Genomic DNA, 12881 nt, shown 5'->3' with positions numbered 1-12881 from the left:
GGAGCGGGCGTGCCCGCGAACAATCCAACGCGGTGCCTAGCACCGGCTACGCCGGTGTTCGCGGGCACGCCCGCTTCCACAGGGTCCCTGCTGAATCAATGAGTTATGTGCAGTTCTATGAGAGCGGGTTTGCCGGCGAATGCAGGGGGGGGCACTGCAGCACAGGCGTCTGGTTCTGAGTGCCGTGGTGAATCAACGCCGAACGGCCAGTGCCTCTGGGTTGGCAACGTTTTTTGGCCGGCCCTCGAAAAATGCCAGCGCATTGTCGAAGGCATCGCCAAAGTACAGCTCATACCCGTTCTTCTCCACATACCCCAAATGCGGCGTGCACAGCACGCGAGGATGCCGCAGCAGTGGATGGCCCGGGTCCAGCACGGGTTCATTGTCATACACGTCCACCGCCGCATAACCTGGGCGGCCCGCATCCAGCGCCTTCAGCAGCGCCCCTGGGGCAATTAGCTCGGCGCGGCTGACATTCACCAGCAGGGCGTCGGGCTTCATTCTCGACAGGTCGTCAAAGGTAACCCGGTGGCGGGTTTGTTCAGATAGGCGCAAATTCAGGCTAACGATATCCGCCTCGGCAAAGAACGCTTCACGCGAAACCGCGGCGCGGTGGCCATCGGCCTCAGCTGCGGCCCGGCTGCTGTCGCTGCCCCATACCAGCACCGGCATGTCGAAGGCTTGCGCATAGCGCGCCAGCCGCTGGCCAATCTTGCCATAGCCCCAAATGCCCAGCAGTTGGCCGGCCAGTGCCTGGCCCAGGTTGACCTGCCATTGGCCTTGGCGGCAGGCATCGATGGCCGGCACCAGTTGCCGGCGGGCATTCAACATCAGCGCCCAGGCCAATTCGGCGGGAGCTACCGGCGAGCCTCGCCCCTCGGTCACCACGATGCCGCGCGCGGTGCAGGCGGCCAAGTCGAGGTGGCTGGAGACTTTGCCGGTTTGGCTGATCAGCTTCAGCTTCGGCAGGCGTTCGAGCAGGGCGGCATCGATGCGTGTACGTTCGCGGGTAAGCACCAGTGCGTCGGCAGCGGCGAAGCGTGCCGCCAGTTGCCCCAGCGTGGCAGGTTCTCGTTCATGAAAAACGCTGACATCGTGCCCGCGCAGCCGGCGGTAACAATCGAGTGTGCGGATCACGTCCTGGTAGTCGTCGGGAATGACAATGCGCATGGTGGCCTGGCCCTGGCGGTACGGTGATAGGCTGAAGATAACCCAAGGGGGGGCCACCGTGTCAGATCAGGATGTAGTCGCTGCGCACCACCACCGGTTGATATGACCCCTCGACCAGGTGCACGAACTGCCCGGCCACCTGGTCGATCGCCAGGCAGTCGTCGACATCGAGCAAGGCGTCGGTATGCGGCTTCAGCCAGTCCGCCTGCAGGCGTTGCTTGCCCAGGGCCTTGGCCTCGGCCTTGTTGTGGGCAGCAACCAGCAGGTAGCGGTGCGCCTCGCCGAACACCCCGCGCTCGTAGCCGCCGAGGTTGATGAAGTACAGGCGCAGGGCACCCCGGGCAGGGGCGTCGGGGCGCAATTCGATGCGCTGGCCGTCCACACCGTGAACCTCCAGCCACGAATCGATGTGCAAACCTTGCGGGCTGCCGAACCAGGCCTGGCGCAGCTGCGGGTAGGCCTGTTCAAAGGTGTCGGCCTGGGCGAACACCACATCGTGGACTTCAATTTTGGCGCCGGGGTGGCGGCCGCCGAGCATGACGACGTAAAGCATGGGCGATCCTTTGCATGACTAATGTGAACGTGCAGCATTGTACTGTTTGATTACCGCGTGCTGCGCCCCTACACGGGGGTAGGCAGACCTGATAGCTGCTCCACGAGAAAATCCACGAACACCCGCACCCGCGCCGGCATTGCCGGGCCACCGACGAACACGGCATGGATCGGCTCGCGGTCGCCGGGGTTGTAAGCCTCAAGCAACGGCAGCAGCCGCCCAGTGGCCAAGTCATCGGCCACTGTGAAGGTGCCGATGCGCGCCACGCCGGCGCCGAGCCTGGCCAACTGTGCCAAGGCTTCGCCGCTGCTGCATTCGATATTGCCCGCCACCTTCAAGGCAAACGCCTGCCCGTCGCGGCAGAACGGCCAGTCCGGCGCGGCGCGGCGGAAGTTGAAGCGCAGGCAGTTGTGCCGCGCCAAGTCTTCAGGCTCAAGTGGGGTACCGCAGCGTTGCAGGTACTCTGGCGAGGCAACTACCACCTGGCCGGTTTCGCCAATGGCGCGGGCGCTCAACGAGCTGTCCGGCAGGCGGCCAAAGCGCAGCGCCACGTCGGCTTGGCCGCCGAGAATGTCGGCCACTTCGTCACTGAGGGTAAGGTCGACCAGCACCTGCGGGTAGCGCGCGCTGAACGCGGCCAGCAACGGCACCACGGTCAGCCGGCCATGGCCCAGCGCAGCGCTGACCCGCAAGCGCCCACGTGGCACGCCCTGGTCGGTGATGGCCTCTTCCACTTCGAGCATGTCGGCCAGCACCCGCCGCGCACCGCGTAGGTACGCTTCACCTTCGGGGGTGAGGGTGATTGCCCGCGTCGTGCGCAGTAGCAAGCGGGTACCCAGGCGCTGTTCGGTGCGGGCGAGGATGCGGCTAACCGCCGAAGGCGTCAGGCCCAGTGCCCGGGCGGCGGCAGACAGGCTGCCCTCTTGTGCTACCTGGGCAAATACCGCCATCTCGCCGGATCTTCCGCTGCAGTCCATTTGTGCCCCGTAAGCAAAGGTGGTTCGCAAAAATGCAGTCTAGTGCGAAGTTTGTAGGGATCGTAGCATTCACGGCATAGATAAGGAGCTATGCCATGCGTATCAATCCACCGCTTGTCGCACTCGCTATCGGTGCCTTTGGCATCGGGGTCACCGAGTTCGCCCCCATGGGCATGTTGCCCAATATCGCCACCGACCTTGGCGTTTCCATTCCGGCAGCGGGGCTGCTGGTCAGTGCCTATGCGATTGGCGTGCTGATCGGCGCGCCGCTGATGACCCTGGCCACGGTGAAGATCCCGCGGCGTTACCTGTTGATCGGGCTGATGGCCATTTTCACCCTGGGCAACCTGATGTCGGCTTTGGCCAGCGACTACGCCAGCCTGCTGGTCGCCCGCGTGGTCACCTCGCTTAACCACGGCGCCTTCTTTGGCATCGGCTCGATCGTTGCGGCCAGCGTGGTACCGCCCGAGAAGCGTGCCGGGGCGGTGGCCGCCATGTTCATGGGGTTGACCCTGGCCACCATTGGCGGGGTGCCGCTGGCGACTTGGTTGGGTGAAATGCTGGGGTGGCGCACGGCCTTCTGGGGCATCGCCGGGCTTGGCCTGGTGGCGATGACCACGCTCTGGTACGCATTGCCCAATGTGCCTTCGCCCAAGGGTGACGGAGCCCTGGCCGAGATTCGCGTGCTGGGCCGTTGGCCGGTGCTGGCGGCGTTACTGCTGACCGTGGTGGGTTCCAGTGCGATGTTCACCGTGTTCACTTACATCGCGCCGATCCTACAGAGCGAGGCGGCTGCGTCCACCACCTTCGTCACGGCCATGCTGGTGCTGTTCGGGGTCGGCCTGACCTTGGGCAACGTGTGGGGTGGCAAGGCCGCGGACCGTTCGATCGACCGCACACTGATCGTGTCGTTGGCGTTGTTGATTGCCGTATTGCTGGTGTTCCCGCTGGTAATGGATTGGCCGCTGCCGACTGCGCTGGCCATTCTGGTCTGGGGCGCTGCCAGCTTTGCCTTGGTGCCACCGCTGCAGATGCGCGTGATGGAAGCGGCCAAGGACGCGCCCAACCTGGCGTCAGCGGTGAACATTGGTGCGTTCAACCTGGGCAATGCGATTGGCGCGGCGCTGGGTGGGGCGGTGATCAATGCCGGGCTAGGGTATGCGGCGATTTCCCTGGCAGGGGCAGCGATGGCGGCGGCGGGGTTGCTGATGGTGCTGCTGTTTGCCTGGCGTGGGCGGGTGCTGGCTGCGGCGCATCAGGTTGCGGTGTAACAGGCTGAGACCCGGGGGCGCTTTGCGCCCCTTTCGTGACACAAGGCCGCTGCTACAACGCGGTCTTTGTTCGGTATCACGGCGTACCGTTACGGCCATGCAGGTGATAGGCCGGGCGTTCGCTCAGCCGCTCGTAATAGTCCCGTACAGCCGGCAAGTGCGGGTGCTCGAAGGGTGTTTCGAACCAGCGGTTGACCGACAGGCCGATGGGGATGTCGGCCAGGGTGAACTGGCTGCCAGCCACATAAGCGCCGGTGCTGGCCAACTGGCGGTCGAGGATGTGCATGTAACGCGCCCAGTCCGCGCAACCGGCGGCGAGCGCTTGCGGGTCCTGGTGGGCGGGCGAGTGCCTGACCAGCGACATGAAGGCATAGCTCCATGACCGGTTGAGGTCCGAGGCCTGCCAGTCGATCCATTGGTCGACCCGCGCCCGCGCCTGCGCCTCGGGGGGGTAGAACGCCGTCGCGCCGTAACGCGTGGCCAGGTAGCGGATGATGCTGTTGGATTCCCACAGGGTGAAGTCGCCATCCTGGATCACTGGGATCATGGCGTTGGGATTGAGCGCAAGAAATTCGGCGCTGTCCGTGGGCTGGAAGCCCGCCCCCCAGTCTTCGCGCTCGAACGCCACCTCGAACTCGGCGCATGCCCACAGGACTTTTCGCACATTGATGGAAGAGGCTCTGCCCAGTATCCGAAGCATGGTGGTCGTCCTTGTGTGAGGGAGGTTGATCGTCCGTCACCACCGGGTGCCGGTCAAGAGCCAGGCGCGTGGCCGAACCTCCTCTTTGTGCTCTTCTTGTAGTCCATTTCCGAAAGTAAGCCTTTGCACGCCTCGGTGGTTGTGGCGGGGAAGGCAGCCCCCTAGTCTCGGCCCACTCGCAACCTCGAGGAATGGACCATGGATAAAGACACCCCGCAGGAAAACAGCCCCCTCAATATCGTGCGCGCAGCGGGCCGGTTCGGCCACGGCGGCGCCGAACTGGTGCAAATGAAAACGCAGCTGCCAATGCGCACGGCGCTGATGGAAGCCTCGAGCATCATGGGCTGCATTACCGAGCTCACCCGCAAGGCCATCGACCGCCCCGGCGACCGCAAGGTGATGATGCAAGCCACGTATTACCTGGCAGGCATGGCCAAGGCCCTGATCGATGGCCAGTTGCAACAATTGCGCCAGGCGCAGGCAGGTGAGAGCGAGTCCTAGTCAGGCTTGCCTGGGCGTCTCGAACTTGGCACCCTTGGTCAGTTTGAGTTGCCTGTATAACGACATAAGGAAGTTCGCATTGAGCTGGGACAAGGTGGGGAAACTCCTCGTAGCCGTGCTTATTGGCCTGATGGTGTTGTTGGCCGTCTATGGCGTGCTCAGGGGCAACCCGCGCCTGGAGGCATCGCTGACGTATGCCTACCTTACCTATCCCAGCCAGTTCAGCGAACGCATCAGCACGGCCAGCGAGCAGCTCAAGTACGAGCAATTGCAAGGGCGCATCAATAGCATTGGCCAGGGCGCGTTGAGCCAGGATCAAGTCGAGCGGCTGATCGAAATGGCCCAGGCACCGTATGCCCAGCTGTTTGCCAAGCCGTTCGAGGCCGGGTTGGTCGACCACCGTACAGGTGTGCTTATCGAGCTGCGCAACAGCGGTAATGCCCAGGTGCGTGAGGTGAAAATCCGCCTACCGGCCAAGGGCTTGGTGCAGGTGCGTGATGCGGCTGGCAACGACAGCATCCTGGAAGCCTCCACCCTGCAAGTGGACATCCCCACCATCGAGCCAGGCGGCACGTGCAAGGTGTGGGTGTATTTCGATGCGGACTACTCACAGATCCGCCAAGGCGGGGTCAGCATCAGCCACGCCGACGGTGAGGCGGACGTGCAGGTGTACCGCGAGGTCATCGGCTTCCCAGCCTGGGTGGCCCGCTACAGCCGCGAGCTGATGGCCGTGCTGGGTGTGTTGCTGGCCTGTGTGCTGGGTTTGGGCTATGCCTGCCTGGTGCGGCGTCGCCTGGCATAACCCCTGGCTGTCACGTTGGCAGGTCAACCCTTCTTGGATGGGGAGGCGCACAGCCGCCCCAGGATCAAGCCGATCAGTGAATGGCTACAGGGTTGATGTTCACCTGGGTCGAGCCCTTGTACAGCGGCTGCCCCAGCACGAACAGGAACTCGAACGCCTTGTCCTTCACCAGCGCGCGGGTGTCGATCAGCTCCAGGTTGTAGATACCGCGCTTGGCCAGCATGAACTGGTTGACCGGGAACTCTTCACCGGTCGGGTTCGGGTATACCTCCGACGCCCAGGTATCACCACCAAAAGCAACGATGCCCTGGTCCGCCAGCCACTCGGCCGCCGGAAGGTCGATGCCCGGTTCGGTGGCGAGGAACTGCTGGTTGTCCTTGCCGATCAGTTCCAGCCAGCCGGTGTTGAACAGCACCACGTCACCTTTGCGCAGGGTAATGCCTTCTTTCTTCAGCACGGCCTTGATGTCATTGACGGTGAACGAGGTGCCGCCCGGCACGATTGCCTTGCCGTAATGGGCGGTCATGTCCAACACCACGCCGCGGGTGACCATGGGCGGTACTTTCTCCACACCCAGCTTGGTCACACCTTCGACGGTGACGAACTCGGTAGCCTTATTGCCGTTGTAGTAGACGTTGTCGATACCAATGTGGCCGATGCCGTTGAGCTGGGTGCCGACGCCGGTCCAGCCGTTGACCAGCTCATCGTTGAAGCTGAACTTGTTGCGGCCCAGGGTTTGGCCGGCTTGTTCGCCAGGCTGGATGTTGTACAGGTGGAAGCTGCGGTGGCGGAAGGCCGGCAGGTCTTTGCTCACCGGCACGGCCAGCGGGTAGGTCTTGCCGGTCTTGACCAGGCTGACCGCTTGCTTGACCACTTCGGGGGTGAGCAGGTTGGCGGCGCCTATTTCATCTTGCTTGCCGTAGGGCGAGGCCTGCCAGTCAGCAGCCAGGGTGGCCTGGGCAGTGCTCGCCAGGGCGACGGCGAGCAGCAGGGGCTTGAAATGTTTCATGGGGTACTCCTGAAGGAAAAGCGTGGTCAGGAGTGGATTTTGCGTAGTGCCGCCAAGGGGAAAAAGCGGCCCGAGGGACAATGACTTTTGCTTGCCGGTCAATGACCGCTTTCGTGCAGCGCCAGGCTTTGGCGCAATTGCTCGAGCAGGGCCAGGCGCAGTGCTTGTGGCGCCTGTACCCGGATCGAACCCGCCTGGGATAGCAGCCAGCTCATCAGCGCGCGGTTGTCGTCGACGGTGGCCTCCAGCGTGGCACCGCCGTTCGGATGCGCTGCCAGCTGCATGTCCATGGCCAGTGGCTGCGCGTGCAGGCGCCGGGCCAGCCCGTCATCAACCCAGGCACGCAGTTCAATCTGTTCTGGGGGCGTAAGCGCGTCTGGTTGCAGCTGCTGTGCTTCGCCCAGGCTCAAGCCCGGTTGCCAGTACCAGCCATAGGGCATGCCTTTGCTGTTGCACTGCAGTGGGAACAGCGCCGCAAGTTCGACCAAGTCGCGCTCAACCGTGCGTTTGCTGGTGGTATGGCCCACGGTGGTCAGGGCGGCCTGCAACTGGGTGGAACTCATCCCAGGGTGGCGGCTGGGCAGCAGCTTCAGCAGCTGCCACTGGCGGGCGATGGTGTGGCGAGTAGGGTGGCTGGGCAAAGGGTTCGTCCTTGAAGGCAGGCTCGAAGCCTGCCGCAATAGTGGCTTTTAGCTATTGCCCAGCATACCTTGCCACAGAATGGGATCCAAGTTTTCGCGCTTACCCTTTTAGTCGAGCCGCGTCACCCATTTGCCAGCGCCGCGACCCTCTTTCAACTGGCGCAGTGCCTCTGGCAATGCCGTGAAGGCAAACTCACGGCGTTGTGGTGCGATCAGGCTGCCCGCGGCGATCGCTTGCAACAGCCCCTCACCGGCCACGCGCAGGGCTTGGCGGTCGGCCAAGAGGCCGTGGGCATGGACACTGTTCAGCGCCACTTCATGCAACGAGATAGCTGTGCTGAAAGCGACTGTTGGCGCGCTTTCCTGGCGGTCCTGGATGCACACCAAGTGGCCGTTGTAGCCCAGTAGGTGGGCAAGGTTGCCGGCATGGGCACCACTGACGGTGTCGAACAAGGCGTGCACCGGGCGCTCGCCGAGGGTGGCTTGCAGTTGGCTTTGCCAGCCGGCGTGGTGGTAGTCGAACACGCCGCTTACACCGAGGGCCTTGAGGGTGGTGTGGTGGCGCTGGGCGGCGCTGGCCCAGACGCGCAGGCCACGTTGCGCAGCAAGTTGTGCAAGGTAAAAGCCCACCGCGCCACCGGCGCCGATCACTAGCACATCGCGGCTGGCGCCATCGGGTACCTTGGCTAGAGCCTGCCAGGCGGTGAGTGCAGGGCAGGGCACCGCGGCGGCGGCGCTGTCGCTGAGTGCGCTGGGGATGCGCATCACCAGGCTGGCATCGAGCAGGCAGTGCTCGGCAAAGCTGCCGTCACGCGCTAGCGATTGGTGATAGGCGACGCGGCTGCCCACGGGCAGCCCGACGCCTGGGCCTGTGGCGACCACCACCCCGGCGCCATCCACACCGGGTACCGTGCCCTGCTGCCAGGCTGGGTGGCCCCACTCGCAGATTTTCCAGTCTACCGGGTTGAGGGCAATGGCGCGGTTGGCCACCAGCACTTCACCTGGGCCAGGTTGTGGCAAGGGTTTACGCAGTAGTTGCAGGCCGTCGAGGCCGGCGTTCGGGGTCCAGGCCCAGGCTTTGTGGTCGGTTGGCATGGTGCGGGTCCTTTCGAGGCGGGTGTGAGCTGCAAGCTAGCGGGGATTTGGCGGGGGATACAGGCGCGATACGGGCAAGGTGTTTTGATGGGTAAGCAAAAGCGAACGTCTTGATGATGAAGCAGGGCACCTATGCATGAGTGGGGAAACCCACTCATGCATAGGCTGGCGTTAGCCCAAGGTTTTCGCCAAGGCTTGCAGGCCACCTTCATAAATGCCCTTGAACAGCGCTTCGGCCTCGGTATCGCTGACACCGACCGGGGTGAACTCACCGAACCACTCCACCAGGCTGCCCTGGCCGTCGGCCTTGACCCGCAGGGTGGACAGGTAGCCGGTCACCGGAAACGGGCTGCTCAGGATGGTGTAGCTGTAGCTGCGCTGGAGGTCGTCGAAGGCCACCAGGCGCTCGACGATGCTGTTGCCGTCCGGGTCTTTCAGCGAGCGTACGCGGCCACCTTCGCTGGCAAGGCTCTCGGGGATGAACGGCAGCCAGTCAGGCAGGCTGTCGAAGCCGCCGATCAGGGCCCAGACATGGTCAGGGCTGTGCGTGGTTTTCAGGGAGGTGTAGGCAGTTGCCATGGTGCAGGTTTCCAATTGAGTTCAGATAGCGAGGCTGTCGACCACACCGCCGTCGACGCGCAGCGCCGCGCCGGTGGTGGCGGAGGAGTAAGGGGAGGCGAGGTACACCGCCAGGTGGGCGACTTCGTCGACATCGGCGGCACGTTGGATAATCGAACTTGGCCGTGCAGTACGCACGAAGTTGTCGGCTTCTTCGCGGATACTACGCCCGGACGCCTGGGCGGCATCGGCCACCAGCGCGGCCACGCCGTCGGTCAGGGTCGGGCCGGGCAGCACGGCATTGACGGTTACCCCAGTACCGGCCAGGCGCTTGGCCAGGCCATGGGACACTGCCAGGTTGGCCGCCTTGGTGACGCCGTAGTTGATCATGTCGGCAGGGATGGCGATGCCCGATTCCGAAGAAATGAACAAAATCCGCCCCCAGCCTTTCTCGACCATGCCTGGGGCATAGTGGCGGGCCAGGCGCACACCGGACAGCACGTTGGTGTCGTAGAACCGTGCCCACTCGCTGTCGGCTACGTCGAAAAAGTCGACGGCGTCGTAAATGCCCAAATTGTTGACCAGGATGTCAGCCCGTGGGTGGGCGGCGAACAGCGTTTCGGCACCGGCGGCGGTACCCAGGTCGGCAACTACGCCGTGCGCCTGCCCACCGCCGCCTTGCTCGCGCAGTTCGGCCAGTGCGGCAGCCACCGACTTCTGGCTACGGCCGGCAATGACCACGTCGGCGTTGGCGCGGGCCAGGCCGCGGGCGATGGCCAGGCCAATACCGCCGGTCGAGCCGCTGATGATGGCGGTGCGTCCGCTGAGGTCGATGTTCATGGATGGGCTCCTGTAGGTGAGTGGCATCGATGGGAGCCATCCTAGTGAAGCATCTTCAGACTGTAAAAGACGGAATTCGACTGAGTTCAGACCTAGATGGACTTATCAAGCCGTTCTTCTGCTAATGCCAGCACCTGCTCGCGGAAAATACCCACGATAGGCCGCAAGTCGACCTGGTGCCAGGCTGCCCACAACTGCACGCTTGGCTGGAACCAGTCCAACTGGCGCAGTACCACGGTGGGCCCGGCGCTGGCCGACAGGCTGCTTTGCACCATGGCCAGGCCCAGGCCGGCAGACACCAGGCCAAGCACGCTTAGCGGGTCGGTAGCCTCCAGCGATAGGCGTGGGGTGAAACCAGCATCGCCGCAACGGGCAATGAAATCGTCGCGCTTGTTCATCTGCTCGGGCTGGCCCCCGGTAATGATCCATTCCTGCTCATGCAGGTCGGCCGGGGTCAGTGCGGCCTTGCCGGCAAGCGGATGCGCGGCGGGGATGGCCAGCAGCATCGGGTCGTCCAGCACTGGCTGGCCGCGCAGGTCTGGGTCGTTCGCTGGCGGCGGCTCACACACCAAGGCAATGTCCAGGCTGCGCTGGCGCAGTCCTTCGAACTGCTCGTTGGGGGTCATGTTGTACAGCGCAATGTGAATGTTCGGGCGCTCGCCGCGAATAGCCCGTACTGCCCCTGGCAGCACGCCAGCATGGATGGCGTGGTTAACGTAACCGATACACAGCCCGCCTTCCTCGCCACGGCCAAGGCGCTTGCCCAATGATTCCAGGCGGTCGGCATGCTTGAGCAGGCCACGTGCCTCGGCCAGGAAGGTGCGCCCGTCTCGGGTCAGGTACAAGCGCTGGTTGCGCCGCTCGAACAGGGCCAGGCCAAGGTTGTCCTCCAGCTGGGCAATCTGCCTACTGAGTGGCGATTGGGAAATATGCAGCTGCTCGGCGGCTCGGCCGACGTTCTCGCATTCGGCGACGGCCACGAAGTAGCGCAACTGACGTAGATCTTGCATGAGACCTCCAGGGACTTAACTGTGACGAATTATGACTTGGACGGTCTAGGATTTGCCAGCCTAGGATGTGCCCACTTCGTCGCATGACGACTTAGCCCCCTTACTGGAGACTTTCCATGAACCTGAAAGACCTGATCGCCAACCCGCTGGGCTTCGGTACCGCACCCTTGGGCAACATGTTCCGCAACGTGCCGGACGCTGAAGTACAAGGCGCGGTGGACGCTGCCTGGAACAATGGTGTGCGTTACTTCGACACTGCGCCGTTCTACGGTGCCGGCCTGTCGGAAAGCCGCCTGGGCAAGGCCCTGGCCCAGCGCCCACGCAATGAATACGTGCTGAGTAGCAAGGTTGGCCGGGTGATCCTCGACGAACTGGAAAACCCGGCGGCCCGTGAGCTGGGTGAGAAAAGCGGCCTGTTCGAGCACGGTAACCGTAACCGCATCGTCAACGACTACAGCGCCGATGCCACCTTGCGTTCGATCGAGGACACCCTCAAGCGCATGGGCACTGACTACCTGGACATCGTGTGGATTCACGACATTGCCCAGGACTTCTACGGTGACGAGTGGCTGAGCCAATTCGAAACCGCCCGTACCGGTGCCTTCCGCGTGCTGACCCGCCTGCGCGAAGAGGGCGTGATCAAAGCCTGGGGCCTGGGTGTGAACCGTGTCGAGCCGATCGAGCTGACCCTGGACTTGGACGAGGCACGCCCGGACGGCTTCTTGCTGGCCGGTCGCTACAGCCTGCTGGACCACGAACGTGCGCTGCAGCGGGTGATGCCGGGCGCCCAGCTGCAAGGCTTGGGGATTGTTGTGGGGGGGCCGTACAACTCGGGTGTGATTGCTGGCGGTGACCACTACGAGTACCAGAAGGCCTCCCCGCAAATCCGTGCCCGCGTTCAGCGCCTGAACGAAGTGGCGACGCGTCATGGTGTGGGCATCAAGGCCGCGGCGCTGCAGTTCTCGCTGGCGCACCCGGCGGTGGCGGCAGTGATTCCGGGAGCGACCCGCGCGCAGCATGCCGACCAGGACCTGGCGGCGTTAAACGCGGTGATTCCTGCGGCCTTCTGGGCTGAGCTGCGGGAGCAGGGCCTGATTGCCCAGCATGCGCCAGTGCCCAAGGCCTGATACAGCAAGGGGGAGGGCTTCGCCATTCGCCTGATCGGTTAACGCGGTCACGTGTAGCAGCGGCCTTGTGTCGCGATCGGGCTGCCCAGCAGCCCGCGATTGCCGCGAATCGTTCCTAATCCGTCAGGATCACAGCGTTGGCGTACTTTTCCTGGTCCGGTGTGAAGGTGGTCAGCATGCCGGTGTGGTTACAGGTCAAGGTGATCTCTGTTCGTGTATCGATGAGCAGGTCTTCGCCGCGCAGGCCCTGCCATTGCGCCAGATATTTGAAAGAGCCGTACTTCATCGGTTTTTTCAATGCGCGATCATGCCCGCCTTTCCAGCCAAGCACCGGGAGTGCGCCATCGGCACAGTGCCGGGCAAGCTCTGGCTGAGCCAAAGCCCGCTCACGGCCAATCTCCCAGCAGCGGATCAAACCCTCGTCGGGCCCTTTCCAGGCTTCTTCCCAGGTGATTGAGGGGCGGATAGGGTGATGCAAGGGGCGGTGAATGACGCCGGCAGTTCGATCCATGAGCTGAGATTGTCCGTAATGTCCAGTTGGAGCGGATGCTACTAATTGGCCACTACTGTGTCCAGTGCCTGTGGGGCCCATGGCTGGTGCAGGCAACTGGCATATTTTCGGGGGCG

15 protein-coding genes are annotated in these 12881 nt (G+C 63.7%); 4 read left to right on the top strand and 11 right to left on the bottom strand.

Annotated features, from left to right (window positions below; genetic code table 11):
- Window positions 1-192: 192 nt before the first annotated feature.
- The 3 genes from DV532_RS15205 to DV532_RS15195 form a co-directional block, all read right to left on the bottom strand.
- Window positions 193-1170, bottom strand: a complete 978-nt coding sequence (locus tag DV532_RS15205) for a D-2-hydroxyacid dehydrogenase family protein (RefSeq protein ID WP_056805304.1) — start codon at window positions 1168-1170, stop codon at window positions 193-195.
- A gap of 61 nt (window positions 1171-1231) precedes the next feature.
- A complete protein-coding gene (locus DV532_RS15200) occupies window positions 1232-1723 on the bottom strand; it encodes a DUF1543 domain-containing protein (protein WP_056802627.1) in 492 nt (163 codons plus the stop codon).
- A 68-nt stretch (window positions 1724-1791) separates the two neighbouring features.
- On the bottom strand, window positions 1792-2700 hold the full coding sequence (locus DV532_RS15195) for a LysR family transcriptional regulator (protein WP_056802624.1): 909 nt from the start codon (window positions 2698-2700) through the stop codon (window positions 1792-1794).
- A 95-nt stretch (window positions 2701-2795) separates the two neighbouring features.
- Between DV532_RS15195 and DV532_RS15190 the strand changes: the two genes are divergently transcribed.
- The gene (locus DV532_RS15190) at window positions 2796-3971 is read left to right on the top strand and encodes an MFS transporter (protein ID WP_056802622.1); all 1176 of its coding nucleotides are present in this window, start codon (window positions 2796-2798) and stop codon (window positions 3969-3971) included.
- Window positions 3972-4047: 76 nt separating this feature from the next.
- On the opposite strand, the gene DV532_RS15185 is transcribed toward DV532_RS15190, so the two are convergent.
- Window positions 4048-4671 (bottom strand): glutathione S-transferase family protein, encoded by a 624-nt coding sequence (locus DV532_RS15185; protein ID WP_056802618.1) that lies wholly within the window; start codon window positions 4669-4671, stop codon window positions 4048-4050.
- A gap of 198 nt (window positions 4672-4869) precedes the next feature.
- On the opposite strand from DV532_RS15185, the gene DV532_RS15180 reads away from it, so the two are divergent.
- Window positions 4870-5172, top strand: coding sequence for a DUF3077 domain-containing protein (locus DV532_RS15180; RefSeq protein ID WP_056802614.1), 303 nt, complete (start codon window positions 4870-4872; stop codon window positions 5170-5172).
- A 79-nt stretch (window positions 5173-5251) separates the two neighbouring features.
- Window positions 5252-5974, top strand: coding sequence for a hypothetical protein (locus tag DV532_RS15175; RefSeq protein ID WP_056802610.1), 723 nt, complete (start codon window positions 5252-5254; stop codon window positions 5972-5974).
- A 73-nt stretch (window positions 5975-6047) separates the two neighbouring features.
- On the opposite strand, the gene DV532_RS15170 is transcribed toward DV532_RS15175, so the two are convergent.
- The 6 genes from DV532_RS15170 to DV532_RS15145 all read right to left on the bottom strand — a co-directional run bounded on the left by DV532_RS15170 (window position 6048) and on the right by DV532_RS15145 (window position 11127).
- Window positions 6048-6983, bottom strand: coding sequence for a cyclase family protein (locus tag DV532_RS15170; protein WP_056802608.1), 936 nt, complete (start codon window positions 6981-6983; stop codon window positions 6048-6050).
- A 98-nt stretch (window positions 6984-7081) separates the two neighbouring features.
- Complete coding sequence (locus DV532_RS15165; protein ID WP_056802606.1) at window positions 7082-7624, bottom strand: WYL domain-containing protein; 543 nt, start codon at window positions 7622-7624, stop codon at window positions 7082-7084.
- Window positions 7625-7732: 108 nt separating this feature from the next.
- On the bottom strand, window positions 7733-8719 hold the full coding sequence (locus tag DV532_RS15160; protein WP_056802603.1) for a zinc-binding dehydrogenase: 987 nt from the start codon (window positions 8717-8719) through the stop codon (window positions 7733-7735).
- A 171-nt stretch (window positions 8720-8890) separates the two neighbouring features.
- On the bottom strand, window positions 8891-9298 hold the full coding sequence (locus tag DV532_RS15155) for an SRPBCC family protein (RefSeq protein WP_056802601.1): 408 nt from the start codon (window positions 9296-9298) through the stop codon (window positions 8891-8893).
- A gap of 21 nt (window positions 9299-9319) precedes the next feature.
- On the bottom strand, window positions 9320-10117 hold the full coding sequence (locus DV532_RS15150; protein WP_056802599.1) for an SDR family NAD(P)-dependent oxidoreductase: 798 nt from the start codon (window positions 10115-10117) through the stop codon (window positions 9320-9322).
- A gap of 92 nt (window positions 10118-10209) precedes the next feature.
- Window positions 10210-11127 carry a LysR family transcriptional regulator gene (locus DV532_RS15145; RefSeq protein WP_056802597.1) on the bottom strand — a complete coding sequence of 306 codons (918 nt, stop codon included), beginning with the start codon at window positions 11125-11127 and terminating at the stop codon, window positions 10210-10212.
- Window positions 11128-11243: 116 nt separating this feature from the next.
- Here DV532_RS15145 and DV532_RS15140 point away from each other — a divergent pair, with 116 nt between their 5' ends.
- The gene (locus tag DV532_RS15140) at window positions 11244-12254 is read left to right on the top strand and encodes an aldo/keto reductase (protein WP_056802594.1); all 1011 of its coding nucleotides are present in this window, start codon (window positions 11244-11246) and stop codon (window positions 12252-12254) included.
- A 115-nt stretch (window positions 12255-12369) separates the two neighbouring features.
- On the opposite strand, the gene DV532_RS15135 is transcribed toward DV532_RS15140, so the two are convergent.
- Window positions 12370-12765, bottom strand: a complete 396-nt coding sequence (locus DV532_RS15135; RefSeq protein ID WP_056802591.1) for a hypothetical protein — start codon at window positions 12763-12765, stop codon at window positions 12370-12372.
- Window positions 12766-12881 lie beyond the last annotated feature (116 nt).

This window comes from Pseudomonas sp. Leaf58 (genome assembly GCF_003627215.1).
In the GTDB taxonomy this organism is placed as follows: Bacteria; Pseudomonadota; Gammaproteobacteria; order Pseudomonadales; family Pseudomonadaceae; genus Aquipseudomonas.
This window is presented reverse-complemented; position numbering and strand designations above follow the sequence as displayed.